The organism is Streptomyces sp. NPDC017993, assembly GCF_044328065.1.
Classification (GTDB): Bacteria; Actinomycetota; Actinomycetes; order Streptomycetales; family Streptomycetaceae; genus Streptomyces.
Genome location: NZ_JBIRGO010000013.1, coordinates 100,610 through 124,674 on the forward strand (window position 1 = coordinate 100,610; position 24,065 = coordinate 124,674).

A 24,065-nucleotide genomic window follows, 5' to 3' on the forward strand; every position below is an offset into this window, starting at 1 on the left:
GGCCGGGCACCGCTTTCAGCCGCCGAGCCGTTGCGGGGTTCTCGCGGGGCGTCCGGCCCGCCGGCCGACCTCGGTCCGATGTCGGCCGGGTCGCGCGGGCGCACCGCCCCACGCCCGCCCGCTCAGCTCTCCGCGCTCCCTTGCGCGATCGCCGCCGCCACCTCCGCCGTACGCGCCTCCTCCTCGGCGGCGAAGCGCTCCGCGTCCAGCCGCTCGGCCAGCTCCTCGTCCTGGGCCATCAGCAGGTCCAGGTTGGCGTCACCCATCTCGAAGACACCCATGTCCACATACGCGCGCTGCAGCCGCTCGCCCCAGAGGCCGATGTCCTTCACGCACGGCACGATGCGGCTGAACAGCAGCTTGCGGAAGAGGTGGAGGAATTCGGAGCGCTCGGTGATCTCGGCCGCCTCCTGCCGGGGAACGCCGAAGTTCTCCAGCACTTCCAGGCCACGCAACCGGTCGCGCATCAAGTAGCAGCCCTCGATGACGAAATCCTCGCGCTCGCGCAGTTCGGCTTCGGTGAGCTGCCGGTAGTAGTCGCGCAGCGCCATCCGGCCGAAGGCGACGTGCCGCGCCTCGTCCTGCATGATGTAGGTGAGGATCTGCTTGGGCAGCGGCTTGGTGGTCGTATCGCGGATCATCCCGAAGGCGGCCAGCGCCAGGCCCTCGATCAGCACCTGCATACCGAGGTAGGGCATGTCCCAGCGCGAGTCGCCGAGGGTGTCGCCCAGCAGCGCCTGCAAGTTGTCATTGACCGGGTAGAGCATCCCGATCTTGTCCTGGAGGAAGCGGCTGTAGATCTCGGCGTGCCGCGCCTCGTCCATGGTCTGGGTGGCGGAGTAGAACTTCGCGTCGAGGTCGGGGACGGACTCCACGATCCGCGCCGCGCACACCATCGCCCCCTGCTCACCGTGCAGGAACTGGCTGAACTGCCAGGAGGTGTAGTGCTGACGGAGATCGCCGCGGTCCTTCTCCGTCATCTTGTCCCAGTACTTGGTGCCGTACAGGGACATGGACTCGTCCGGGGTGCCGAGCGGATCCTTGGGGTCCACCTCCAGGTCCCAGTCGATGCGCGACGTCGCGTCCCACTGCTTGTCCTTGCCCTTTTGGTAGAGGGCGAGCAGCCGGTCCCGTCCGTCGTCGTACTCCCAGCTGAAGCGCGCCGCACCGGTGGCGGGCACCTTCCACAGGGGGTCGCCGGGGTCCTGGACATAGAGGTCTCGGGTCGACACGGGTGCCTCCTCGGTTCACCGAACCCCTTGACGTAGGGGGGTCGTTGGCAGGCTCACACGCTTCTTACCGACGGGTCAATAAGTCGTGCACGGGGGATTGACGTCCTTACTGACACGCAGTCTCATAAAACATGACCGCGGGTAACCCCACTAGCGAGGTAGCCACAGCCATGACGAGTGCGCCCACCGCAATGACCGAGACGGATACCGAAGTCCTGCGGGACGCCCTCGGGCTGCTCAAGGACCGGGAGCAGGTGGCCGAGCGACTGCTCGACTCCTCCGCCAAGCACTCCTTCGACCCCGACACCGAGCTCGACTGGGACGCGCCCCTCGAAGACGGCAAGTGGTTCTGGCCGCCGGAGCTGGTCTCGCTCTACGACACCCCGCTGTGGAAGAAGATGTCGCCGGAGCAGCAGCGCGACCTCTCCCGGCACGAGGCCGCCTCACTCGCCTCGCTGGGCATCTGGTTCGAGATCATCCTGATGCAGCTCCTGGTGCGCCACATCTACGACAAGCCGGTCACCAGCGCCCACGTCCGCTACGCACTCACCGAGATCGCCGATGAGTGCCGGCACTCCAAGATGTTCGCCCGCATGATCCACAAGGGCGGCGCACCGGCGTACCCGGTCTCCCGCCTCAACCACAATCTGGCCCGGATCCTCAAGACCGTCTCGACCACCCCCGGTTCGTTCGCCTGCACCCTGCTCGGCGAGGAGATCCTCGACTGGATGCAGCGGCTGACCTTTCCGGACGAGCGGGTACAGACCATCGTGCGCGGCGTGACCCGCATCCACGTCGTCGAGGAGGCCCGGCACGTCCGCTACGCCCGCGAGGAGCTGCGCCGCCAGATGGTCACCGCGCCGCGCTGGGAGCAGGAGTTGACCCGCGTCAGCTCCGGCGAGGCCGCCCGGGTCTTCTCCCTCGCCTTCGTCAATCCGGACGTCTACACCAACGTCGGACTGGACAAGCGTGAGGCGCTTGCCCAGGTCAAGGCCAGCGGGCACCGCCGGGAGGTCATGCAGACCGGCGCCCTGCGGCTGACCGACTTCCTCGACGAGATCGGCGTACTACGGGGCGTGGGACGCAGGTTGTGGAAGAGCTCGGGCCTGCTGGCCTGACCGGTCCCGCCCCGGCACCCCGGCCGGCCGCACCCCCGTCGGCCGTGGGCCCGGAGCGGGCGGTCCGGGCACGGGTGCGCGCCGCGCCGTGCGAGCACCTGTGCGACGCCGAATCGGGGGCAGTTACGCTGCTGTGCATGAACGGCAGCGGCACCGCCCCAGCAGTACCACGACCCGCCTACCGCAGGCTGAGCGTCGAGCAGCGCCGCAGCCAACTGCTCACCGCCGCACTGGGCCTGTTCGCCCAGCGGGCACCCGAGGACGTCTCGCTGGACGATGTCGCGACCGCCGCCGAGGTCTCCCGCCCGCTCGTCTACCGCTACTTCCCCGGCGGCAAGCAGCAGTTGTACGAAGCGGCCCTGCGCAGCGCCGCCGACATCCTCGAACGCTGCTTCGCAGAGGCGGAGACCGGCCCGCTCACCCAGCGGCTCTCCCGCGCCCTGGACCGCTATCTCGCGTTCGTCGACGAGCACGACGCGGGGTTCAGCGCCCTGCTCCAGGGCGGCAGTGTCGTGGAGACCTCCCGTACGTCCGCGATCGTGGACGAGGTGCGACGCGCCGCGGCCGATCAGATCCTGCGGCATCTGGGAGAGCCGAACCCGGGACTGCGGCTGCGGATGACGGTCCGCATGTGGATCACCGCCGTCGAGGCCGCCTCGCTGATCTGGCTCGACGAGGACAAGCAGCCCGCCCTCGACGAACTGCGCGACTGGCTGGTCGACCACTTCATCGCGCTGCTCACCGCGACCGCGGCCCGCGACGAGCAGACCGCGCGACTGACCCGGACGGCGCTGGCCCTGGAGACCGCGGAGGGCCCGGTCGGCGATCTGGCCCGCCGCATCCTCCCCGTCGTGAGCGACGCCGCGCACCTGGTGTGACCTGCGGCGGCATGCTCGGCATCAGGCATACGCCGGTACCCGAGGCCCCGCGGCGACCCATGGTGTGACACTGAGGGAGTGAGAAGCGAGAACACCCCCTTCGTCGGCGGCCCCCTCGACGGCCGGGTCCTGCCGGTCCTCCTCGGCGCGACCGGCCGGCCACCGAAGATCTACCGCGTCCCGGTGCCGCAGGACGAAGGGGAACCCCCGGTCGTGCACGTCTACCGGCGGGCCCCCGGGCGGGTGGGCCGGCTGGGGCTGCCGAACGGCTGGACGTATGAGTACGACCCGGAAGGTGATCCGTCGAACGGCCCCAACTGGCCCTGGAAGAAGCCTGGTTGAGGGGCACCGGTGCGGCGTGCCGCGCCACCCCGCGAGTCTGGTACGGACCATTGACAGTGGTGGTCTAGTCCTGTTTGCTGCCTGTCCAGGGGAGCCGCCCCGCGCCTCCCTGGCCGGCCCCACCCCGCAGGGCGGCCCCCTCCTCTCGACCCACGCGCCCCGCCATGGCGCCGTCGACCGAAGGAGAGCCCCCATGCGTCTGCGTTCCCCCCGCCCCACGCCCGCAGCCCGCACCCCGCTCGGCCTCCACCGGCGCTCCCGGCTGTTACCGGCCGCGCTCGCCGCCGTCACCGCCGCGCTCCTCCTCGGCGGCGCCGCCCAGGCGAACACCGCCCACGCCGCCACCGCCCCCACGGCCCCGGAGAGCCGCACCGCGGGCCTCCCGCCGCACGCACTCGTCGGCTACCTCCACGCGAGCTTCGCCAACGGCTCCGGCTACACCCGGCTCGCCGACGTCCCCGACAGCTGGGACGTCATCGACCTGGCCTTCGGCGAACCGACCTCGATCACCTCGGGTGACATCCGCTTCTCGCTCTGCCCGCAGAGCGAGTGCCCGGGAGTCGAGAGCGAGGAGGAGTTCAAGGCCGCGATCAAGGCCAAGCAGGCGGCCGGCAAGAAGGTGCTGATCTCCATCGGCGGCCAGAACGGCCAGGTGCAGCTCAACACCGCCGCGGCCCGGGAAACCTTCGTGACCTCGGTGAGCGCGATCATCGACCGCTACGGACTCGACGGCCTGGACATCGACTTCGAGGGCCACTCCCTCGCCCTGGACGACGGCGACACCGACTTCAAGAACCCCACCACCCCGGCCGTCGTCCACCTCATCTCCGCGGTGCGCAGCCTGAAGGCCCGCTACGGCGAGACGTTCACCCTGACCATGGCGCCGGAGACGTTCTTCGTCCAGCTCGGCTACCAGTTCTACGGCTCGGGACCCTTCGGCGGCCAGGACCCGCGGGCCGGCGCCTACCTCCCCGTCCTCCACGCGCTGCGTGACGACCTCACCCTGCTGCACGTCCAGAACTACAACTCGGGCCCGATCATGGGCCTCGACGGGCAGTACCACACCATGGGCGGCGCGGACTTCCCCGTCGCGATGACGGACATGCTGCTGACCGGCTTCCCGGTCGCCGGCAACCAGGACAACGTCTTCCCGCCGCTCAAGCCGTCCCAGGTCGCCATCGGCCTGCCGGCCTCTCCCCAGGCCGGCAACGGCCACGTCCCGACGGGCGAGGTCACCAGGACGCTCAACTGCCTGACGAAGAACACCGACTGCGGCAGCTACCGGCCGCACGGCACCCACCCCGATCTGGGCGGCCTGATGACCTGGTCGGTCAACTGGGACCGCTACAACGGCTGGGAGTTCCAGAAGAACTTCGACGCCTATTTCGGTAGCTGATCGAGTGACAGAAATGCCGTAAATCAGCCTTATTCACCGGAAACCACCAGCGTGCGTGCCACCATCCGAAGCCTACGGACGGTCAGTGGAGCGGCCGGGCGGACGCGGGCCCCGGCCGCCGCGGGTGGGAGAGGTGGAGCGATGTCCGGACGGCTTCTGCGATCGGCCTGCACGCTGGCACTCGTCGGCGCCGCCGCCCTGACCCTGCCCTCGCCCCAGGTCCTCGCCGACCCCGGTGGCGAAGCCCCACCCGGCGCTTCCTCGCCCGGCGCTTCCTCGGACGGCGGGGCGTCCGGCGGCTCGCCGGACACCGGCGAGGGCGGGCTCGGCCGGCTCACCGAAGGCGCCGACTCCGGTGGCCCGGAAGCCGACGGGCCCGCCGGCGCCGACGGCACGGACACCGCCTCCTCGTCCGCCGGTCTCGGCACCGGCGCCCTCCTGCGCAAGCTGCGGTCCCTCTACCGTGGGGCCGAGAAGGCCACCGAGGCGTACCACGCGACGCAGGTGGACCTCAGGAAGGCCCGGAAGAAGGCCACCGTCCTCAACGCCCGGCTCGCGAAGGCCCGTACGCAGCTGACCGACGGCCGGGCCGACACCGGGCGGCTGGCCCGGCTGCAATACCAGGGTTCGCCCGAGACGGGACTCTCGTCGTACCTGCGCATCCTGCTCTCCAAGGACCCGGAGCAGGCCATGGAGCGCAGCCACTTCCTCAAGGAGATGGCCGGCGGGCAGGCCGCGACCATCGCCCGGCTGACCGCCGGCGAGAAGAAGGCCGACGCCCTGGCCGCGAAGGCCCGCAGCGCGCTCAGGAAGCAGCAGAAGCTGACCGCTCGACGTCTGAAGCAGCGCGCCGCCGTCCGCGAGAAGCTCACGGAGGTCGAGGAGCTGCTCGCCTCGCTCACCGAGGACCAACTGACCGCACTGAGCCGCCTGGAGGACGAGAACCCGGGCAGCACACCGAACGCGCTGATGGCGGACGGCAAGGGCGGTGCCTCGGACTCCCCGTCGCCCGTCGGCGGCCCCGCGCTCCCCCACGGCCTCGAACGTGCCGTCGAGCCGCCCGTGCACGGCGCGCCCAGCAGTCCGCAACCGTCCGACACACCGGGGCCTCCCCCCGAGGCGCCGCAATACGCCGGACAGCCCGCGCCGCACGCAGGACCGGAGCGGTGGGACCGGCTGCCGCAGGTGCCACTGGACCGGCTGCGCCCCGGGGATCTGGTGCTGTACTCCCCCGACGGAACGCGTGCGGCGAGATACCTCGGCCACGGCAAGGTCCTCGAACTGCCCCGGCCGGGCGCGGACGTCAGGATCTCCTCGCTCGCCGCTCACCCGCCGCTGGGCGCCGTACGACCGGACGATGGCGCGGCGCCGACGTGGCAGAGCCCACCGCGGGTGCCCCAGGACCCCGGGGAGGCCCCGGACCGTCCGCTGTTCTTCGATGTGGAGCCGCAACCGCCGTTCGACGCGGACCCGGTCCCGCCGGACGCCCCCGACGACCCCGGCTTCGGGGCGCCGCTCTAGGCCCGGTCTCCCCGATCTGTGCGGGCCCGCGACGCCTGCAACGCGGCCGGCCGGCGGTTCCCCGTGAGGGCTCCGCCGGCCGGCCGCCGCGTGACGGGCCGTCGCTCAGGAGGTGAGCGACGCGAGGTAGGCGTTCGCCTTGTCCGGGTCGTAGAAGAAGTTCTCGAAGTCGGACGGGTCGTTGAAGCCGTTCGCGAACCGGTCGGCGACCGGCTGCAGCTGACCGGCCGCGCCGATGACGTTGAGCACGTGCTCCGGCGGCGGCCCCAGCATCGCGTTGGTCCACTTCGTGACGTGCTGGGCGGTGTTCCAGTACCGGTCGAAGGCGCCCTGCATCCACGCCTCGTCGAACGGCTGGTCGCCTCGCTCGACGATGGCGGAGAGGTAGGCCGCGGCGCACTTGGAGGCCGAGTTGGAGCCCTGGCCGGTGATCGGGTCGTTGGCGACGACGACGTCGGCGACGCCGAGGACCAGGCCGCCGGAGGGCAGCCGGCCGATGGGGTTGCGCACGGTCGGGGCGTAGCGGCCGGCCAGCGTGCCGTTGGCGTCGGTCAGCTCGACCTTGGTGGAGCGGGCGTACTCCCAGGGCACGAACTGTTCCATCAGCTCAAGCGTCTTGGCGAGGTGCTCGCCGGGGTCCTTGATGTCCTGGAAGGCGTCCAGCGGGCCGCCGGGGATGCCCTCCCAGAAGAGGATGTCGGCACGGCCGGAGGTGGTCAGCGTCGGCATGACGAAGAGTTCGCCGACCCCGGGGACGAGGTTGCAGCGCACCGCGTCGAACTCGGGGTGCTCAGGGCGCGGGCCCATGCCGTGGACGTAGGCGACAGCGAGGGCGCGCTGCGGGGCGTCGTAGGGGGAGCGGGCGGCGTCCCGGCCGAACATGGACACCAGCTCGCCCTTGCCGGCCGAGACCAGCGTCAGGTCGTAGCGGCTCGCGAAGAAGTCCAGGTCGGAGACCGCGGCGCCGTGGATGACGAGCTGACCGCCGCGCTGCGCGAAGGTCTCCATCCAGCCGGCCATCTTCACGCGCTGGTCGACGGACTGGGCGTAGCCGTCGAGCTTGCCGACCCAGTCGATGGCGCGCTGGGAGCCCCCGGGCTCGGCATGGCTGCCGGGCGCGGCGACCGAGACGCCCAGGCCCTCGATGCGCGGGGCCTGGCTCTCCCAGAAGTTGATCTGGAGGTCGCGCTCGTGCTGGAGGGCGGTGTCGAACATGCACTGCGTCGACATGACCCGGCCGGAGCGGATCTCGTCGGCGGTGCGGTTGGACATGAGGGTGACCTCGTAGCCCTGTGACTGGAGGCCGAGGGCGAGTTGGAGACCGGACTGGCCGGCTCCGACGATGAGTATCTTCCGCATGGCGGCTCTTCTCTGTTACTGCGGCTGTTCGGGGGGTGGGGCGGGGTGGGCCCACGGGGCGGCGGAGCCCGGCAGGTCCGTGCAGGCGGTGGCCTGTGCGGACGGGTGGCCTGGTCCGCTATTCGGGTGCGGTCTGCAAGGCGTGGGCGACCAGTGCCAGCAACGACTCGATCACGGTGACCCGCTGACGGGCGTCCATGATCACGACGGGCACGTGCGGGGGCACGGTCAGCGCGTCGCGGACGTCGTCCACGGCGTACGCGGCGGTCCCCTCGAAGTGGTTGACCGCGACGACGTACGGCAGCCCGCAGCTCTCGAAGTAGTCCAGAGCGGGGAAGCAGTCCTCCAGCCGCCGGGTGTCGGCCATCACGATCGCGCCGATCGCGCCGCGCACCAGGTCGTCCCACATGAACCAGAAGCGCTGCTGGCCGGGCGTGCCGAACAGGTAGAGCACCAGGTCCTGGTCGAGGGTGATCCGCCCGAAGTCCATCGCGACCGTGGTCGTGGTCTTCTCCGGGGTGGCCGTCAGATCGTCCGTATCTGCACTGGCCTGCGTCATCACCGCCTCGGTCTTAAGGGGGGTGATCTCCGAGACCGATCCGACGAACGTGGTCTTGCCGACGCCGAAACCGCCCGCCACCACGATCTTGGTGGCGACCGGCGCCCGCGACGCGTCCGTCTGCCAGCTCTGCAGACCCTCGTCGGTGGCCACGGCCACCGCGCCGTCCTCGCCCGCGCGACCGGCGGACGCCGTCGGCCCGGCAGCTATCGTGTCAGAGCCTGTGAAGTCCACTCAGCACCCTTTCGAGCAGCGCGCGGTTCGGCCGGCCGGTGCCGTGTCCGGTGCCGTAGACGCGAATCTTTCCCTGGTCGGCGAGGTCGCTGAGGAGGACGCGGACCACGCCCAGCGGCATCTTGAGCAGCGCGGAGATCTCCGCGACGGAGCGCATGCGGCGGCACAGCTCGACGATCGCGCGCATCTCCGGCATCACCCGGTCGCCCCAGCCGCCCGACGTCAGCTCGCGACGCTCCTCGGGGGCCTCCAGCGCGGCCACGAACGTCTCGACGAGCAGCACGTGCCCGAAGCGCGTCCGGCCGCCGGTGATCGAGTACGGCCGCACGCGCGAGGGTTTCCGGTCCCCGCCGCGTATGGGGAGTTTGGGGTTGGTACTCATGCAGAAACCTCGCTTCGCCCGGCCTCGCACTCGCTCGGCGCGCACTTCTCGATGGTTCGCTCACTACGTTCGCTCACTGGACGTTCTCCATCGACTTGCGCAGTTCGGTGCGGAGTTCGGGGGTGAGGACATGGCCGGCCCGGCCGACGAAGAGCGCCATGTGGTAGGCGATGACGCTCATGTCGCAGTCCGGGGTGGCGTGCACACCGAGCAGCGAGCCGTCACTGATCGACATGACGAAGAGGCTGCCCTCGTCCATCGTGACCATCGTCTGCTTGACGCCGCCGCCGTCCATCAGCTTGGCGGCACCGAGCGTCAGACTGCCGAGCCCGGAGACGATGGTGGCGAGATCGGCACTGGACCCCTTGGGCCCGTCGCTCTCACCGGGCTGCGCCGTCTCGTCCGCCCGGACCGGATCGGAGGAGAGCAGCATCAGCCCGTCGGAGGAGACCACCGCCACCGAGCGGATGCCCGGCACCTCGTCGACCAGGTTGGTCAGCAGCCAGTGCAGGTTCCTCGCCTGACTGCTCAATCCGCGTCCCTGCGCGCTGGGCGCTTGCGCGTTCAATCGCGTGCCTCCTCGACAATGTCGCTCTCTCCCGGGGCCCCCGCTCCGTCGGTGTCCGTCTGTGGGATGGTCCGCTCCGGCGTGGCGTCCGAGATCTCGGCCTCGACCTCACGCCGCCCCTCGCGTGCGCCCTGCTGGAAGCCGCCGAGCCGGCGCCGCAGCGCCTCGGCGTTGACCCCGCCGCTCTTGCGCGGCCCGGCGGGCGCCTGCTGCGACACGATCTTGGGCGTGCGCTTGGGCAGCCCGGTGACGGTCGTCCGGCGCGCCCCGAGGGGTGCGTCGTCCGCCGCGTCGTCCTGTGTGTGGTCCTGCGTGTGCTCCTGCGACGGGTCCGGCACGGCTGCCCCTGCGGCGTCCGTGGGCGCGACGTCGGCGGCGGGCCGGGTGTGCTCGTCCTGGCCGAAGGCGTACGGATCGGCGGGCGCGACCGCTGAGGCGGGCGCGACGGGCCGTCCCGAGCCGGGCACCGGCGGGGCAACCGCGTCGGGCGCCGGCGGCGCCACCGCGTCGGTGGCCGGGCCTGCCGCGTCGTCGGGCCGTGCGTGCTCGCCGCCGCCGGTGGCGTACGGGCCGGAGGACTGCGGGCCGTACGGGCTCGGGTCGGGCCCGGTGCCCGTGGTGGGGCCGGACGGCTGTGCGGGGGGCGCCGATTCGGCCGGGCCGCCGAATCCGGCCGCGTCGATCGCGCGCTCCGCGGCGGCGACGAACGGGTCGGAGAGGGGGGCCGGCCCGGCGGGGGCATCGGCGACGGGGCCGGCCGCCGCGGAGATCGACTCGTCGGCCCGGTCGGCCTGCTCGGCGGTCTGCCCGGTCGCCTGCCCGGTCGGCGCGGCGGCTTCCCTGTCGGGCGCCGGAGCCGGCTCGGCCGCGGGCGGCATGCTGCGCGGGGCCCGCGTCTGGAGGGTGTTGGAGTTCGCCTCGGCGACCGAGCCGGGCAGGCTCTGCGAGTACGGGGCGTCGTGCGCGGCCACCGACGGGATGCCGGACGGGTCCGGACGGGTGGGCAGTATCGAGCCGGGCAGCACCACGACGGCGGTCACGCCGCCCTGCTTGCTGTCGCGCAGCTGGACCCGGACGCCGTGCCGGGCGGCCAGCCGCACCACGACGTACAGCCCGAGGCCCAGCGCCTCGTCGATGGTCTCGGAGGACGAGGCGGCCTCGGCGTCCGAGAGCCGGTCGTTGAGCTCGGCCAGCCGGTCCCCGGTCATCCCTATGCCCTCGTCCTGGACGGAGAGCATGATCTCGCCGCTCTCCAGCAGCCAGCCGGACAGCTCGACATGCGCGTCCGGCGGCGAGAACGCGGTGGCGTTCTCCAGGAGTTCGGCGACGAGGTGGCTGATGTCGTCCGCGGCGAACCCGGCGACCTGCGAGTGCGGCGGCAGCGACTGGATGCGCACCCGCTCGTACCGCTCGATCTCGCTGACCGAGGCGCGCAGCACGTCCAGCAGGGGCACCGGGCCGGCGTGGCCGGTGCCGTGTTCGGAGCCGGCGAGCACCAGGAGGTTCTCGCTGTTACGACGCATCCGCGCGGCGAAGTGGTCCAGCTTGAACAGGGTCTCCAGCCGCTCCGGGTCCTGCTCGCTCTCCTCCAGCCCCTCGATGACGCCGAGCTGGCGTTCCACCAGGCCCAGGGTGCGCAGCGAGAGGTTGACGAACCGGCCGTGCACACCGGCGCGCAGTGCGGCCAGCCGCTCGGTGAGTTCGGCGACCTCCTGCTTGAACTCGATCGCCTGGTCCTGGAGCACCTCGCGCTCGGCGACCATCCGCTGCCGGCCGCTGACCAGCCGCTTGCGCTCGCCCTCCAGCTCGGCCGTCCGTTGGGCGAGCTCGCCGACCTGGGCGTGCAGCGCGTTGACGGAGCGGACGGCGGCGGCGAACTCGTCGTCGCGGCCGGTGAAGGTGATGGGCTCCTCGGCGCCGGGATCGGCGGCCACGCGCTGGGCACCGAGCCGCAGGACGGCCAGCGGCCGGGTCATGGAGCGGGCACCGGAAATGCCCGCGCCGACGGCGAGCAGCAGGCAGAGGCCCTCCAGGCCGATGCGGATCTCCAGCGCCGTCACATCGTCGTCGCGCAGCGCGCCGAGCCGCTGGATCTCGGCGGTGGCCATGGCGGACTCGACGCCGCGCATCAGCCCCACCCGGGAGGTGAGGGTGGCGCGCACCCGCTCCCGGTTGAGGCGCAGATCGGTGCCGCTCAGCCGGGGCTGGTCGGTCAGCCGGGCCAGATAGCGCTCGGCGGTGGCGACGTCCGTGCCGTTGACGGTGCGGTCGTAGCGGTCCCGGGCGCCCTCGCTCGCCGACTGGGCGAAGTCCTCCAGCGCGCCCTGTCCACGCAGGTGCGCGAGCTGCGCAGCGGCGGTCAGGCCGGGCTGCGGGCCACCGGCGTTGAGTGCGGACAGCAGCAGCCCGCGGGTGCCCGCGGCCTGGTCGACGGCGCGGCCGAGGGCGGGCAGCGCGCGGGTGTCGGCGTCCGCGGCGTCGGCGCGGGCCGGCAGGCCACGGGCGATGTCGTCGCTGATGGCGCCGAGCGCCTGGACGGCCCGGGTGTACGCCTCGAAGGTCTGCTCGGCCGTGCCGGGGCCGCGCAACGCCTGGCCGCGGGTCTGCGGCAGGGCGATGAGGAGCTTGTCGGCGGCCTTGTACACCGCGGTCTCCCCGGCGGCGCCGTGGGCCTCGCTCCGCAGTTCGCGGATCTGCCGGTCCACGCGGGCGCGCTGCGGCTGGGCGGCTTCCGCACCCCCGCGGGCACTGCGCCCGGCGGCGACGAAGGCGGTCATGGTGTCGCGCTCGTCGGCGAGGGAGTGCGCGAGGGAGAGGGCGTGCGCGTCCAACTCGGCGAGGTCGACGAGCTGCTGGCTCTGCTGCGCGTTGTCGGCGGCCGTGGCGATGGCGGGCGCGCCAGCTCCCAGGACGGCGACGGCGACGACGGCCACCGCCCCGACGAGTCGGTTGCGTACCCGCGCGGGACGCCGTCCCGTACGGTCCTCGTCGCCCGTCGTACCCGGGCCCTTGGCCGGTCGGGAGACCGAACCGGCCGGTGTTCCCGGCTTCCCTGCGCCGCCCCGAAGCCGCATCTTCCGCACCGCTGCTCGCAATCCTGTCTCGCCTGCCCACGCCGTGTGGCGTCGCGGACCCGGCTCGCTCTCCGCTCGCGGGGCGGACCTGCGCGAAGACCGCAGCAGCGCACACTTCCGCGAAGGGGAACAGCCCGGCTCTGCGCGTCGCGACGAACGTCCTGGCCCCACCCCGTGATCCGGGAGCGACCATTCCACCGGCGCCGCGCAGTGGCTCGGCATCACATGCCCGGCCACCTGAAGGAGTGAACATCAATCAGAGTTTGGCCATCAACTTCCGTGCACCGACTGCTCGGGCCGCCACCCCGACCCGCCCCCGGACGGGTTTGGAGAACGGTCGTGGTCCTGGCAGGATGCGCGCCCGCAGCGGCCGGGCGCCCTCGGCCCGGGCTTTCCGTACACCGCTGACCTGGCCGTACGCCAACAGCCCCGGAGTGACCCGATCACCGGAACGAAACGGCGGCCTCCGGCAGACTTGCCGGCATGCACAGCGCACTCGCCACCGACCCCGGTGACCCCCAACACCCAAACGAGGACTACGCGTCCGTCGCTCTCCCGGCCTCCGGCCAGGGCGGAGCCCTGGTCCTTCTGGACGGCGTGACACCACCGGAGGGGGACTACGGCTGCGTGCACCCGGTCTCGTGGTTCACCGCGCACCTCGGGGGCGCAATGCTCGAACTGTCGGGTTCGCACCCGGATATGACGCTCCCTGAGGCACTGTCCGCGGCCATCTCCCGTACGGCGGCAATTCACCAGGACAGCTGTGACCTTTCTCACGTCCGCACGCCGCAGGCAACCGTGGTCGCCGTGCGCTGGTCGCAGGACACCGTCGAACACCTCGTACTGTCCGATTCCGCCCTCTTGTTGGAGCGGACGGACGGATCGGTGCAACCGGTACTGGACCGCCGTCTGGACGAACTGCCGCCGTGGGTCCGGGCGCAGCGGGACGCCGTACGGGCCCTGCCCCGCGGCTCCGTCGAACGCGCCGCCGCGGGCCGGGAGTACGGCCGCGTCGTCGAGGCGCTGCGCAACGCCGAGGGAGGCTTCTTCACCGCGGCCGCCGACCCCGCCGTGGCCGCCCTCGCGGTCACCGGCACCACCCCGCGCGCCGAGGTCCGTTCCCTGACCGCGCTGAGTGACGGCGCGAGCCGCTGGGTCGAGGTCTTCCACCAGGGCTCGTGGGCCGACTGTGTGGAACTGGTGGCACAACAGGGCCCGCAGGCCCTCATCGACCGGGTGCGTGCGGCGGAGGCGGCGGACCCGGAGGGCACCGCCCATCCACGCGGCAAGGCGCGGGACGACGCGGCGGTGATCCACGTCGTGCCGTGAACGGCGAGGCGCACCGGCGGCGCCCCGCCCTACGGCCCGGGATCACCGGGGCGGCACTCAGGGGGCGTCGTCGCCCTCCTGCCCCGCGTTGAGCTGGTGGAGCAGGCGGGCCAGTTCCGCGACCTCCGTGCGGTCCCACGCGGCGAGGCGTCGGGCGTACTGGGCGCGGCGGGCGGTACGGACGCGGGTGAAGCGCTCCCGTCCCTCGTCGGTGATCCGCACCAGGACCGCCCGGCCGTCGGCCGGGTCCGGCTCCCGGGCGACGAGCCCGAGTCCCTCCAGGGCGTGCAGCTGGCGGCTCATCGTGGCCTTGCCGACGCCGAAGAAGCCGGCCAGGTCGGTGGCGCGCTGCGCACCGGCGTCGGCGAGCCGGACGAGCAGGCCGTAGGCGGCCGGCTCCAGGTCGGGGTGGACCTCGCGCGCCAATTCGCCGGACGAGGCGCGGGCGCGGCGGAGGAATACCGCCAACTCGCGTTCCAGGGCCAGAAATTCGTGGTCCACACCATTCGGCGCGCCGTCCGCCGTCGTCTCGTCGGCTCCGGTGTTGTGCACGTCAGCGCCCTTTCCCACTTCTCCTGCGATTTCTGCGTTTCCCGCGTTTTCCGGGTTTCCCGGCCGTGAAAGTTTCTTTCAGCAGCGGCCGAACCCGCAGCTCGGCCAGTATTTCGCAGGATTAGACCAACGGCAGCCCCGTAGCCCTCTTTTGCCCCGCCGATCTACGCGCGTATCGTTTTTTCTGGCATGGCCACACCAAGCGTCAATGGTTCCACCGCACACCCCCACCCGTACCTTCCGTGCCCGCACGCCTGCGCCGTGCCGCCCGCTCGCCCCCCTCAGGTCCCTCACCGAGATCTTCGGAGGCACGTATGCCCGTGCTCAGATCCGGCTCCCCCCACCGCCGCTCGCGCTCCCTGGTGACCGCGGCCGGGGTCCTTCTGGCGATCCTCTCCCTCCTCCTCGGCCTCCCCGGCACCGCAGGCGCCGCGGCCACGAAGTACGCCCCCGAACCCACCCACCCGGGCCAGGACTGGGCCGGTTCGCAGATCGCCGCGCACGAGGGCCGGTCATCGACCGCCTCGGACGGCACGCCGCCGCCATCCGCCGTCGCCGCGTCCGTCGAGGGCGTGGACGTCAGCGGCCACCAGGGCAACGTCGCCTGGTCGACACTCTGGAACAGCGGCGTCCGCTTCGCCTACGTCAAAGCCACCGAGTCCACCAGCTACACCAACCCCTACTTCGCGCAGCAGTACAACGGCTCCTACAACATCGGCATGATCCGCGGCGCCTACCACTTCGCCACCCCCGACACCTCCAGCGGCGCCGCCCAGGCCAACTACTTCGTCGACCACGGCGGCGGCTGGTCCCGGGACGGCAAGACGCTGCCCGGCGCACTCGACATGGAGTACAACCCCTACGGGGCGACCTGCTACGGCCTGAGCGCGACCGGGCTGGTCAACTGGATGAAGGACTGGTTCGCCACCTACAAGGCGCGCACCGGCCGGGACGCCGTCATCTACACCTCCACCAGCTGGTGGAAGCAGTGCACCGGCAACTACGCGGGATTCGGCAGCATCAACCCCCTGTGGGTCCCGCGCTACGGCTCCTCGGTGGGCGAGCTCCCGGGCGGCTGGGGCTTCCACACCATCTGGCAGTACACCTCGACCGGGCCGACGGTCGGCGACCACAACCGCTTCAACGGCGCGATGGACCGGCTCCAGGCACTCGCCAACGGCTGAGCCGCGCCCCTCGCTCCGCCGTCCGCGCCGCCGGGCACACGGCAGGGCCCCTTCCGCACACCTGGTGCGGAAGGGGCCCTCGCCCGGTCACGCCCGTCACACCGCGACCGGAACCTCCGGTGCGGCGCCGGCCGAGGCCGGTGTCAGCGCCAGTTCGAGCACCTGGCGGACGTCGGCCACCGGGTGGACCTGGAGGGCTTCCAGGATCTCGGCCGGCACCTCGTCCAGATCCGGCTCGTTGCGCTTGGGGATGATCACGGTGGTGATCCCGGCCCGGTGCGCGGCGAGCAGCTTCTGCTTGACGCCGCCGATCGGCAGGACCCGCCCGGTCAGCGAGATCTCACCCGTCATCGCGACGTCCGGCCGGACCTGCCGGCCCGACAGCAGCGAGGCCAACGCGGTCGTCATCGTCACGCCCGCGCTCGGGCCGTCCTTGGGGACGGCGCCGGCCGGGACGTGCAGGTGCACTCCGCGCTCCTTGAGATCGGCGACCGGAAGCTCCAGTTCCGCTCCGTGTGAGCGCAGGAACGACAGCGCGATGTGCGCCGACTCCTTCATCACGTCGCCCAGCTGACCGGTCAACTGCAGCCCGGACGCACCGGTCTCCGGGTCGGACAGGGATGCCTCGACGTACAGCACATCGCCGCCGGCGCCGGTCACCGCGAGTCCGGTGACGACACCGGGCACCGCGGTCCGCCGCTCGGCCGGGTCCTGCGCCGACTCCGGGGTGTGGTGCGGGCGCCCGATCAGCGGACGCAGCTCCTGCGCACCGACCGTGAACGGCAGCTTCCGCTCGCCCAGTTCGTGCTGGGCCGCGACCTTGCGCAGCAGCCGGGCCACCGACCGCTCCAGATTCCGTACGCCCGCCTCACGGGTGTACTCGCCCGCGAGCTTGCGCAGCGCCTCGTCCTCCAGGACGACCTCGCCCGGTTCCAGACCGGCCCGCTCCAGCTGCCGGGGCAGCAGGTGCTCACGCGCGATGACGACCTTCTCGTCCTCGGTGTACCCGTCCAGCCTGACCAGTTCCATCCGGTCCAGCAGCGGCTCGGGGATGGCTTCCAGGACGTTGGCCGTGGCCAGGAAGACCACGTCGCTGAGGTCCAGTTCGACCTCCAGGTAGTGATCGCGGAAGGTGTGGTTCTGCGCCGGGTCCAGGACCTCCAGGAGGGCGGCGGCCGGGTCGCCCCGGAAGTCCGAGCCCACCTTGTCGATCTCGTCGAGCAGCACCACCGGGTTCATCGACCCGGCCTCCTTGATCGCCCGCACGATCCGGCCCGGGAGCGCGCCGACGTAGGTACGCCGGTGGCCGCGGATCTCCGCCTCGTCCCGGACGCCGCCGAGCGCGACCCGGACGAACTCGCGCCCCATGGCACGTGCGACGGATTCGCCGAGCGAGGTCTTTCCGACGCCCGGCGGGCCCACGAGCGCCAGCACCGCGCCGCCACGACGCCCGCCGACGAGCCCCAGACCGCGTTCGGTCCGGCGTTTGCGGACGGCGAGGTACTCGGTGATCCGCTCCTTGACGTCCTCCAGGCCCGCGTGGTCGGCGTCCAGGATCTCCTTGGCGCCGGCGATGTCGTACGCGTCCTCGGTCCGCTCGTTCCACGGCAGTTCCAGGACGGTGTCCAGCCAGGTGCGGATCCAGGAGCCCTCGGGGCTCTGGTCGCTGGACCGCTCCAGCTTGTCGACCTCCTTGAGGGCGGCCTTGCGGACGTCCTCGGGCAGTTCGGCGGCCTCGACGCGGGCGCGGTAGTCGTCGCCCTCGTCCCCGGGGTCGCCGTTGAGTCCCGCGAGTTCCTTGCGGACCGCCTCCAGCTGACGGCGCAGCAGGAACTCCCGCTGCTGCTTGTCGACACCCTCCTGGACATCCTTGGCGATCGACTCGGCGACGTCCTGCTCGGCGAGGTGCTCGCGCAGGGCCTCGGTGGCGAACTTCAGACGGGCCACCGGGTCGGCGGTCTCCAGCAGCCGAACCTTCTGTTCCGTCGTCAGGAACGGCGAGTAGCCGGAGTTGTCGGCGAGCGTCGGCACGTCCTCGATCTGCTGGACGCGGTCGACGACCTGCCAGGCGCCGCGCTTGCGCAGCCAGCTGGTGGCCAGCGCCTTGTATTCGGTGACGAGTTCCGCCACCGCGCCGGGCAGCGGGTCGGGCACCGTCTCCTCGACGGTCGTGCCCTCCACCCACAGGGCGGCCCCAGGACCGGTCGTACCCGACCCGATCCGCACCCGGCCCAGGCCCCTGATCAGGGCCCCGGGATCGCCGTCGGAGAGCCGCCCGACCTGCTCGATGCGCCCGAGCGTGCCGATCCCGGCGTAGCTGCCGTCGAGCCGGGGCACAAGCAGCACCTGCGGCTTGTTACCCGACGGGGCGGCGGCCTGTGCGGCCTCCACCGCTGCCCGCACGTCGGTGTCGGACAGGTCGAGAGGCACCACCATGCCGGGCAGTACGACCTCGTCATCGAGGGGCAGCACGGGCAGGGTGAGCGATGTGGACGTCGAAGCCATGATCTCCCCTTCGGCAGGCAAGTTGAGCTGTACTCACTCAATGCAGGTCCGCCGGGAGATGTTCCCCAGGAAGTGTTCGCTGTGAGCGATCAAGGGAGGGCGCATGCGGCAGCGGCACGGCGGAGGTCTCTGCCGTGCCGCGTCGGTGGGCAATTCCGTGGGCAATTCCGTGGGCAATTCGGTGGGGCAAGAGGTGCCGTACGGAGCCGGGCGACTTCAGTGGTCGCCGGCCGGCGGCGGCAGATGTGCCGTGCCCGGTGCGGTCGGTGACTACCAGTGAGCCGGGCGGCCGAGTTCCGGCGGGAGCGTGGTGCGGCCGTCGCCCTTGGCAGCGTTGAGCTGGGCCTGGGTGAGGAAGAGGCTGCCGGTGAGGTCGGCGCCGCTCAGGTCGGCGTCCCGCAGATCGGCACCGATCAGATCCGCCGCCCGCAGATCGGCGCCCGTGAGGTCGGCGGCGATGAGGTAGGCCCCGCGGAGGTTGGCGCCCCGCAGGTCGGCGCCCCGCAACCGGGCGCCCATGAGATCCGCCCCCCGCCGCTCCTTCTTGCGGCCCGGCACCTCGGCCCGCACCAGTTCGCTGGTGCGCAGGAGCAGGGCGTTGACCTCGCCCCTGTGGGCCGGGACATCCAGGCCGGCCAATTCTTCGGGAGTGCCGTACGTGAGAGCTTCGGTCTCCTCCAGGGCGCGCCGCAGTTCCGCCCGGATCGGGCGGGCAGCCGGTCGCGCGAGGGCCTCGGCGAGGTACCGGAGGAGTTCGTGAAGCTGCCGCATGACCGGGAAGACATCGAACATCGGTCGTGCGGTGCGCGGGGCCTGCCGCCAGTCCTTGCCGCCGAAGGTGACCTGCGAGACCTTCTGGCCGGCGCCGAAGCAGTCGAAGACGGTGCAGCCGGAGAAGCCGCGCTCGCGCAGCTCGGCGTGGATGCCGCAGCGGAAGTCGCTCTGCAGGTTGCCGCAGGGCCGCCCGGCGTCCTTGTCGACCGCGAAGTCCGCGGAGGCGGCGAACGGCAGGGCGACGCAGCACAGCCCGAAGCAACTGCCGCAGTCGGACACCAGGCCGAGGCGGGTGGCGTCAGGGTTCGGCTGGGTGGGGTCCTGGGACACGGCATGTACTCCTGCTACCGGTGAGCGCCGCGCACCGCCGCGCTCGCAAGGCCGCCATTCTCCCAGGAGCCGGGCGGTGGTGCGGCCCCCGCGACGGCGAGCGGCCGGGGCGAGCGCGCGGCGCGGCGGTGGCCGGATCCCGGCGCGCGGCGGTCGGCATCCGGACCGTCGCGGCGGGTTGTCAGTGCCCGCGTCTAGCATCCGGACCATGAGCATGATCGGACAGTACGCACGTGTCACGGCGGCCGAACTCCAGCGCGCCGTCAGCGATCCCGAGTGGGCGCTGGAGCTGGTGGGTGAGCGCCTGGACGAGGAGGCGGACACCGAGCCGGAGCCGGCGAAGGCCCGCTGCCTGGACATCGGCACGGCGTGGGACGCCCTCGGTTTCCTGCTCCGCCGCCGGGCCTTCCCCGTGGACATCGTGCACGGCGAGGAGCCGATACCGGACGCCGAGGACTGGGGCTACGGACCGCCCCGCTACCTCACCCCGGAGCGGGTGCGGGCAGCCGCCGAGGAGATGGCACGGACTTCCGCCCCGAGTCTGACCGCCGGGGTCACACCGGCCGAGCTCGCCTCGTCGAAGGTCTACCCGGCCATCGTCTGGGAGCGCGGCGAGCCGCTGGACAGCATCGGCGAGCACTACGCCGAACTGCAGCCGTTCTTCCGGGCCGCGGCGGACGAGGGCGACGGGATGCTGATCTGGTTGGGCTAGGTGGCGCCTCGGCGGCGCCTACTCCTGCGCCAGGAAGGTCCGGGTGCGCCGCAGTGCCGGATGACCCAGGTCGCCGAGGAGCGGGGGGAGGGCGCGCCGGTCGCGCCAGCGGCGCAGCAGCGGCAGGCTCGCCACCCCCAGGGCGAGGGAGAGCAGATGCCCCCAGTCGGTCAGCGGGTCGGCGTAGGCGAGCAGGTCGGTGACGGCCACATAGCCGACGCCGGCCAGCAGCGGCCACCGGCACCAGGCGGGCAACAGCCCCGCGAGGGCTCCGGTGCAGGTCATCACGCCGAAGCTGATGCCGTAGTCGAGACGGTGCAGCGAGCTGTCCGGCAGCTGTCCGACGGCGACGGAGAACCCGACGGGCAGTTCGGTGGCGAGGGTGGCCAGCACATGGCCGCCGAAGAACACCGCGGCGGCCCGCAGCCCACCGATCCGCCGCTCCAGCGCCGTCAGCACGAAGAGGAAGCCGACGGCGTGAGCCGAGGTGAGGCCGCCGGCGACCCACAGGGCGCTGGCGACGAGCACCAGCAACGGGGTGCGCGCGAGGTGGACGACGTCCGTGCTGGAGCCGCGCAACAGCTCGGACACCAGTGACGGATCGGCGTGCTCGGCGAAGAGTGAGGTCGCCACCAGGAGAGCCGCGTAGCCGAAGGTGAAAGGGGTGCCGGTCGGGGTCGGCAGCAGCCGCCGGACGCGCCACCGACCGCCCGTCCGTCCGGTGGCCGCCGGCTCCTCGCCCGCGGGAGTCGCCGCCCCCGGAAGCGGAGCCGCCACCGCTGCGGTGGCCGCGACGCGCCGCCCGCCACCGCGCTGCCGAGGGACCCCGGCGAGGGCGCCCGGCCCTCTGGTGCCGCAACCTGCGGTGCCGGCAGGCGCGATGCCGGCCGGCGTGCTCGCGGCCGGCGTGCTCGCGGCCGGGTCGGTCCCCGCGGGCATGCCCGCGACCGCCCTGCTGTCGACGGATCCGACCCCACTCACCGTCCCGTGCCCCTTCTGTCCCTTGCCGCCCCGCCAGTCCGCGGCCGCCCGTCCCCGACTGTCCGTCGCCGGCCGTCCGAGGGCGTGCGCCGCGCCGTGGACCGACCGCTCGCCGAACGCTCTCGGTCTGCCGTTCCATACGTCCGCGACCACCCTGCACGCTCAACCCATGAGCGAGCTGTGAGCGTGAGATCCATCACGCCGGGCAACCTTCCCGAGATCTCTCGCCTCCGGGGCGGTCCTGGCATCGAACTCGGTGGACCAGGGTCCGGCGGTTGGCCAAGATGGCGGCATGTCTCCCGTTTCCTTCCCGCCCTCGACGGCCGGCCTCCAGGAGGCCCCGCGCACCCTCGACCGCCGCGAAGGGCCGTACGGAGAGGTCGTGTTGCGGCAACGCGGCGGCACCGCCGAGCCCGGCGCCACCGAGGCGCCGGCGGTCTACGAGATCATCGCCAACGGCTGCTTCCTGATGGACACCTCCGACGGCCGCTCCGAGCGGCTGCTGATCGACGCCGCACTGGCCGAGCTGCCCGCCGACCGGCAGCGGCCCGCCGTCCTGATCGGCGGTCTCGGCGTCGGCTTCTCGCTGGCGCGGGCGGCGGCCGAGCCGCGCTGGGGCCGGATCGCGGTCGCGGAGCGTGAGCGTGCCGTCATCGACTGGCATCGCGAGGGACCGCTGTCGGCCGTCTCCGCCGACGCGCTGGCCGACCCGCGGACCGAGATCCTGCATACCGATCTGGTCGGATATATCCGCACCGAAGCGGGCCGGGAAGCCTTCGACGCGCTGTGCCTGGACATCGACAACGGGCCGGACTGGACCGTCACGGACGACAACAACAGCCTCTACTCCCCCACCGGACTCGCCGCCTGCCGCGACCGGCTGACCCCCGGCGGCGTCCTCGCCGTCTGGTCCGCGCAACCCTCCCCGGCGTTCGAACTGGCCCTGCGAAATGCCGGATTCGAGGATGTACGTACGGAAGAGATCCCCGTTGTCCGAGGCGTCCCTGACGTGGTCCACCTCGCCCGCAAGGGCGCGTAGCCGACAGTCACACCATGCCCTTACGCTGCTGCCCAGCAATACGCGACCACGCAGGGGACATGCAGGGGCGGGCGATGGACCAGATTCAAACAACCCAGGGCGGCACCGCCGCGGCCACGCCGGGCGCCCAGCGCCGGGTGCTGGTCGTGGAGGACGACCCGACGATCGTCGACGCCATCGCGGCCCGGCTGCGCGCCGAGGGATTCCAGGTGCAGACGGCCACCGACGGCCCTGCCGCCGTCGACACCGCCGAGGCGTGGCAGCCCGATCTGCTCGTCCTCGACGTGATGCTGCCGGGCTTCGACGGCCTGGAGGTCTGCCGCCGCGTGCAGGCCCAGCGCCCGGTGCCGGTGATGATGCTCACCGCCCGGGACGACGAGACCGACATGCTGGTCGGCCTCGGCGTCGGCGCCGACGACTACATGACCAAACCGTTCTCCATGCGTGAGCTGGCCGCACGGGTGCACGTCCTGCTGCGCCGGGTCGAGCGCGCCACCCTGGCCGCGCACACCCCGCGCAGCGGCATCCTGCGGCTGGGCGAGCTGGAGATCGACCACGCACAGCGCCGGGTGCGGGTGCGCGCGGACGACGTCCACCTCACCCCCACCGAGTTCGACCTGCTGGTCTGCCTGGCGAACACCCCGCGGGCGGTGCTCTCCCGGGAGCAGCTGCTGGCCGAGGTCTGGGACTGGGCGGACGCCTCCGGGACGCGCACGGTCGACAGCCACATCAAGGCCCTCCGCCGCAAGATCGGCGCCGAGCGCATCCGCACGGTCCACGGCGTCGGCTATGCCCTGGAGACCCCGCCCGCATGAGGCGGGGGTGGCGCGCGCCCGCTCACGGCCTGTGGGAGCGGATCTGGGAGGGGCTGCGGCCGCTCGACCCCTACCGCTCGGTCAAGGCCGCGCTCGGCGCGCTGGTCAGCGTCTCGGTGATCATCACCACACTGCTCGTGTTCGTCGCCACGCACTCGGCGACCGAGCTGCGGGTGATCACCATCTTCTCGATCATCGCGTCGCTGCTGATCACCCAGTTCGTCGCGAACAGCCTGACCGCTCCGCTCGGCGAGATGACGGACGTCACCCGGTCGATGGCGCAGGGTGACTACACCCGCCGGGTGCGCTCCGAGCGCCGCGACGAGTTCGGCGACCTCGCCACCGCCTTCAACCGGATGGCGGCCGACCTGCAAGCGGTGGACACCCACCGCAAGGAGCTGGTCGCCAACGTCTCGCACGAGCTGCGTACGCCCATCGCGGCGCTGCGCGCGGTGCTGGAGAACGTCGTCGACGGCGTCTCGGACCCCGATCCGGAGACGATGCGGACGGCGCTGAAGCAGACCGAGCGGCTCGGCCGGCTGGTCGAGCACCTCCTGGACCTCTCCCGGCTGGACAACGGCGTGGTGCCGCTGCACGCCAGGCGCTTCGAGGTCTGGCCGTACCTGTCCGGGGTGCTCAAGGAGGCCAACATGAGCCGAGGCGCCACCACGCTCTCCGGGCTGGCCGGCATGGCAGGCTCCGGCACCCACACCCGTACGGACGTCCATCTGCATCTCGATGTCTCGCCGCCCGAGCTGACCGCGCACGCCGACGCCGAACGGCTGCACCAGGTCGTCGCCAATCTCATCGACAACGCCATCAAGCACAGCCCCCGGCACGGCCGGGTCACCGTCCACGCCCGGCGCGGCGAGGGACCGGAGAGCCTGGTGCTGGAGGTGCAGGACGAGGGCCCCGGGATCCCCGAGTCGGAGCGCTACCGGGTCTTCGAGCGGTTCAACCGCGGCGGGCCCGGCCCGTCCGGTCCGAAGACCGACGGCGGCACGGGGCTGGGCCTGGCCATCGCCCGGTGGGCGGTGGATCTGCACGGCGGACGCATCGGTGTGGCCGAATCCGCACGTGGATGCCGCATTCGCGTCACCCTCCCGGGCAAGGAGTCAGCTCGAAGTTGACGCCCTGTGCCGTAGGGTCGGTGGTGGGAGCACCGACCCAGGGGTGCCACG

At 72.2% G+C, this 24,065-nt stretch carries 20 protein-coding genes and 1 pseudogene; 11 read left to right on the forward strand and 10 right to left on the reverse strand.

Going from position 1 to position 24,065, the window contains the following annotated elements; translation table 11 throughout:
• Positions 1 to 122: 122 nt before the first annotated feature.
• Positions 123 to 1,232 carry a ferritin-like domain-containing protein gene (locus tag ACH4FH_RS24040; protein WP_398557941.1) on the reverse strand — a complete coding sequence of 370 codons (1,110 nt, stop codon included), beginning with the start codon at positions 1,230 to 1,232 and terminating at the stop codon, positions 123 to 125.
• A gap of 170 nt (positions 1,233 to 1,402) precedes the next feature.
• Between ACH4FH_RS24040 and ACH4FH_RS24045 the strand changes: the two genes are divergently transcribed.
• The 5 genes and pseudogenes from ACH4FH_RS24045 to ACH4FH_RS24065 all read left to right on the forward strand — a co-directional run bounded on the left by ACH4FH_RS24045 (position 1,403) and on the right by ACH4FH_RS24065 (position 6,487).
• Entirely contained in the window at positions 1,403 to 2,350 is a 948-nt protein-coding gene (locus ACH4FH_RS24045) for a diiron oxygenase (RefSeq protein WP_398557942.1), read from the forward strand.
• A gap of 137 nt (positions 2,351 to 2,487) precedes the next feature.
• Complete coding sequence (locus ACH4FH_RS24050) at positions 2,488 to 3,228, forward strand: TetR/AcrR family transcriptional regulator (RefSeq protein WP_398557943.1); 741 nt, start codon at positions 2,488 to 2,490, stop codon at positions 3,226 to 3,228.
• Between the two features lie 78 nt (positions 3,229 to 3,306).
• Positions 3,307 to 3,570: a hypothetical protein gene (locus tag ACH4FH_RS24055; protein ID WP_398557944.1), complete on the forward strand. Its 264-nt coding sequence runs from the start codon at positions 3,307 to 3,309 to the stop codon at positions 3,568 to 3,570.
• 373 nt (positions 3,571 to 3,943) lie between these two features.
• Positions 3,944 to 4,966 (forward strand): annotated as a pseudogene (locus tag ACH4FH_RS24060) (chitinase); the annotation flags it as partial.
• 141 nt (positions 4,967 to 5,107) lie between these two features.
• Positions 5,108 to 6,487 carry a glycoside hydrolase gene (locus ACH4FH_RS24065; protein WP_398557945.1) on the forward strand — a complete coding sequence of 460 codons (1,380 nt, stop codon included), beginning with the start codon at positions 5,108 to 5,110 and terminating at the stop codon, positions 6,485 to 6,487.
• A gap of 105 nt (positions 6,488 to 6,592) precedes the next feature.
• Here the strand turns inward: ACH4FH_RS24065 and ACH4FH_RS24070 are convergent, their stop codons facing one another.
• The 5 genes from ACH4FH_RS24070 to ACH4FH_RS24090 all read right to left on the reverse strand — a co-directional run bounded on the left by ACH4FH_RS24070 (position 6,593) and on the right by ACH4FH_RS24090 (position 12,663).
• On the reverse strand, positions 6,593 to 7,846 hold the full coding sequence (locus ACH4FH_RS24070) for a styrene monooxygenase/indole monooxygenase family protein (RefSeq protein WP_398557946.1): 1,254 nt from the start codon (positions 7,844 to 7,846) through the stop codon (positions 6,593 to 6,595).
• Positions 7,847 to 7,964: 118 nt separating this feature from the next.
• Positions 7,965 to 8,564 carry a GTP-binding protein gene (locus tag ACH4FH_RS24075; RefSeq protein ID WP_398557947.1) on the reverse strand — a complete coding sequence of 200 codons (600 nt, stop codon included), beginning with the start codon at positions 8,562 to 8,564 and terminating at the stop codon, positions 7,965 to 7,967.
• 55 nt (positions 8,565 to 8,619) lie between these two features.
• Positions 8,620 to 9,021 carry a DUF742 domain-containing protein gene (locus ACH4FH_RS24080; RefSeq protein WP_398557948.1) on the reverse strand — a complete coding sequence of 134 codons (402 nt, stop codon included), beginning with the start codon at positions 9,019 to 9,021 and terminating at the stop codon, positions 8,620 to 8,622.
• Positions 9,022 to 9,094: 73 nt separating this feature from the next.
• Positions 9,095 to 9,589: a roadblock/LC7 domain-containing protein gene (locus tag ACH4FH_RS24085; protein ID WP_398557949.1), complete on the reverse strand. Its 495-nt coding sequence runs from the start codon at positions 9,587 to 9,589 to the stop codon at positions 9,095 to 9,097.
• The gene (locus tag ACH4FH_RS24090; protein ID WP_398558053.1) at positions 9,586 to 12,663 is read right to left on the reverse strand and encodes a nitrate- and nitrite sensing domain-containing protein; all 3,078 of its coding nucleotides are present in this window, start codon (positions 12,661 to 12,663) and stop codon (positions 9,586 to 9,588) included. The genes ACH4FH_RS24085 and ACH4FH_RS24090 overlap by 4 nt, the downstream gene beginning before the upstream one ends.
• Before the next feature lie 483 nt (positions 12,664 to 13,146).
• On the opposite strand from ACH4FH_RS24090, the gene ACH4FH_RS24095 reads away from it, so the two are divergent.
• The gene (locus ACH4FH_RS24095; RefSeq protein ID WP_398557950.1) at positions 13,147 to 13,992 is read left to right on the forward strand and encodes a hypothetical protein; all 846 of its coding nucleotides are present in this window, start codon (positions 13,147 to 13,149) and stop codon (positions 13,990 to 13,992) included.
• A 57-nt stretch (positions 13,993 to 14,049) separates the two neighbouring features.
• Here the strand turns inward: ACH4FH_RS24095 and ACH4FH_RS24100 are convergent, their stop codons facing one another.
• Positions 14,050 to 14,544, reverse strand: coding sequence for a MarR family winged helix-turn-helix transcriptional regulator (locus ACH4FH_RS24100; protein WP_398557951.1), 495 nt, complete (start codon positions 14,542 to 14,544; stop codon positions 14,050 to 14,052).
• A gap of 314 nt (positions 14,545 to 14,858) precedes the next feature.
• Here ACH4FH_RS24100 and ACH4FH_RS24105 point away from each other — a divergent pair, with 314 nt between their 5' ends.
• A complete protein-coding gene (locus ACH4FH_RS24105; RefSeq protein ID WP_398557952.1) occupies positions 14,859 to 15,728 on the forward strand; it encodes a lysozyme in 870 nt (289 codons plus the stop codon).
• 96 nt (positions 15,729 to 15,824) lie between these two features.
• Here ACH4FH_RS24105 and lon read toward each other — a convergent pair whose 3' ends face one another.
• Both lon and ACH4FH_RS24115 read right to left on the reverse strand, forming a co-directional pair.
• Positions 15,825 to 18,233, reverse strand: a complete 2,409-nt coding sequence (gene lon, locus ACH4FH_RS24110; protein WP_398557953.1) for an endopeptidase La — start codon at positions 18,231 to 18,233, stop codon at positions 15,825 to 15,827.
• Positions 18,234 to 18,503: 270 nt separating this feature from the next.
• A complete protein-coding gene (locus ACH4FH_RS24115; RefSeq protein WP_398557954.1) occupies positions 18,504 to 19,337 on the reverse strand; it encodes a pentapeptide repeat-containing protein in 834 nt (277 codons plus the stop codon).
• A gap of 208 nt (positions 19,338 to 19,545) precedes the next feature.
• Between ACH4FH_RS24115 and ACH4FH_RS24120 the strand changes: the two genes are divergently transcribed.
• Positions 19,546 to 20,049, forward strand: a complete 504-nt coding sequence (locus ACH4FH_RS24120; protein ID WP_398557955.1) for a YfbM family protein — start codon at positions 19,546 to 19,548, stop codon at positions 20,047 to 20,049.
• An 18-nt stretch (positions 20,050 to 20,067) separates the two neighbouring features.
• On the opposite strand, the gene ACH4FH_RS24125 is transcribed toward ACH4FH_RS24120, so the two are convergent.
• On the reverse strand, positions 20,068 to 20,988 hold the full coding sequence (locus ACH4FH_RS24125) for a rhomboid-like protein (protein ID WP_398558054.1): 921 nt from the start codon (positions 20,986 to 20,988) through the stop codon (positions 20,068 to 20,070).
• 334 nt (positions 20,989 to 21,322) lie between these two features.
• On the opposite strand from ACH4FH_RS24125, the gene ACH4FH_RS24130 reads away from it, so the two are divergent.
• The 3 genes from ACH4FH_RS24130 (at position 21,323) to ACH4FH_RS24140 (ending at position 24,014) form a co-directional block, all read left to right on the forward strand.
• A complete protein-coding gene (locus ACH4FH_RS24130; protein ID WP_398557956.1) occupies positions 21,323 to 22,069 on the forward strand; it encodes a spermidine synthase in 747 nt (248 codons plus the stop codon).
• Positions 22,070 to 22,143: 74 nt separating this feature from the next.
• Positions 22,144 to 22,884, forward strand: a complete 741-nt coding sequence (locus ACH4FH_RS24135; RefSeq protein ID WP_393896589.1) for a response regulator transcription factor — start codon at positions 22,144 to 22,146, stop codon at positions 22,882 to 22,884.
• A complete protein-coding gene (locus ACH4FH_RS24140) occupies positions 22,881 to 24,014 on the forward strand; it encodes a sensor histidine kinase (protein ID WP_398557957.1) in 1,134 nt (377 codons plus the stop codon). Before ACH4FH_RS24135 ends, ACH4FH_RS24140 begins: the two co-directional genes overlap by 4 nt.
• The last annotated feature ends 51 nt before the right edge of the window (positions 24,015 to 24,065 follow it).